This window comes from Rhodoferax sp. ZS1R8, assembly GCF_056521325.1.
Genome location: NZ_JBWMBA010000061.1, coordinates 1 through 1573, shown reverse-complemented (window position 1 = coordinate 1573; position 1573 = coordinate 1). Strand labels below are relative to the sequence as shown.

Sequence of the window (1573 nt, the reverse complement as noted above, 5' to 3'; positions counted from 1 at the left end):
CGTGTTGGCCAGCCGTGTGGTGGCTATGGGTGGGCGCTTTACCACGCTGCCCGAAGACCCGACCGCCGTCACTACCACGCACTTTTTACATGGCAAGCTGGACCAGCAAACGCACTACCGCTATAGCGTGGAAGCTGCGCACCATTTGCGCGACATGGGCTGCGACATCACCGCCGAGGTCGTTCCCTTTGTCAGCCACGAGCTGCACTCTGATCTGATTGAATTGGCGATCACCAAGCTCAGCACCCATATCGCACAGCATCTGTGGACAGCGGCGCAGGAAGCTGCGCCCAGTAGCGAAAAGGGCTCGGATGCGTCGGCTTGAATATGTCGTAGCTGCTCTGTTAGCTCTGGGATTTTCCAACCTGACAGTGGCGCAAGAGGCTGGCACATCAGAGCTTGCAAGGCTCCATACAGATAGCGGTACGGATGTCACCCAGGGAACAATTCGACAAGCCGATTTGGAGCAGCTGGCACAAGACCAACGGGTGTGCGTAGTGGCGGTAGCTACGATCAGGAATCGGATGGCCACAGGAAGCAAGAGTGCCAAGGGTTGCGAGTCCGTACTAATGCCGGGCGCGCAATCTATCTTTCAGGCGGCATCCCTGAGCAAGCCGCTGTTTGCCTACGCAGTGGTCCAGATTGCGCTGCAAGAGCGTATAGATGTAGACGCGCCGCTCATGCGGTACCTGCCACAGGGCTACGCGCACGAGCAAAACCTGGGTGATAGCACGCACCCGCCGCGGATCGACGCGGTGCTGGCGCCGGAATTGCGGTCGGTCACCGCACGCATGGCGTTGAACCACACCTCCGGATTGCCCAACTGGTCGCGAGGGCCGCTGGCGTTTAACTTTCAGCCGGGTGCCCGCTGGCAGTATTCGGGCGAAGCGTATGTCCTGCTGCAAACCGCGGTCGAGGCCATCACCGGGGCTGGTCTGGATGCCTTCATGCGGGAGCAGGTGTTCGCCCCGTTGGGGATGGAGCACAGTGACTATGTTTGGAGCCAGCACTTGGAAACCGGGTATGTGCCGGGGACAACATCACACGGCAAAAGCATGGCGGTAGCCCGTTTCCGAGTACCCGTGGCAGCATATTCGCTCTACACCAGTGCTGGGGACTACGCCCGGTTTGTCGCGGCAATGCTGCGGGATGGACCTGCAATGAAAGTCGTGCTGGACGCGCCAGTGCAGGTGGACCCCAGTCTGGGGCTGGAATGGGGTCTTGGCTGGGGCTTGGAAACCGCGCCCAACGGCGAACAGTTCATCTGGCACTGGGGCAACAACCCTGGCTACCGTGCATTTGTGATGGCATCGGTGCAGTCAGGGGACGGCGTAGTCATGCTGACGAGTGGTGAGAACGGCTTGTCCCTGGCCGAGCCCATTGTGCAGGCGGTGCTACCGGGGCCGCACAAGACCTTCCAGTTTTCCCGGATTCCGAATGGCTTTGAGCATTGGGTCTGCCGGAGTTTCGGGCTGTGCTTTTAGTTTCTCCGCCCCTTAGCTCAGGTGCTTGCCCACAATCCCGGCCAGCTCAAACATCGTCACCTGTGGCTTGCCAAACACCGGCAGTAACT

2 protein-coding genes are annotated in these 1573 nt (G+C 60.1%); both read left to right on the top strand.

Annotated features, from left to right (window positions below; translation table 11 throughout):
- A partial coding sequence (locus AC097P_RS23730) for an alpha/beta hydrolase family protein (RefSeq protein ID WP_479612893.1) occupies positions 1-325 on the top strand: 325 nt, incomplete at its 5' end.
- A 199-nt stretch (positions 326-524) separates the two neighbouring features.
- Complete coding sequence (locus tag AC097P_RS23725) at positions 525-1484, top strand: serine hydrolase domain-containing protein (RefSeq protein ID WP_479612892.1); 960 nt, start codon at positions 525-527, stop codon at positions 1482-1484.
- Positions 1485-1573 lie beyond the last annotated feature (89 nt).

Excerpts from the sequence above, each read along its gene's own strand:
- AC097P_RS23725 (WP_479612892.1), top strand. The coding sequence starts at position 525 with ATGGCCACAGGAAGCAAGAGTGCCAAGGGTTGCGAGTCCGTACTAATG.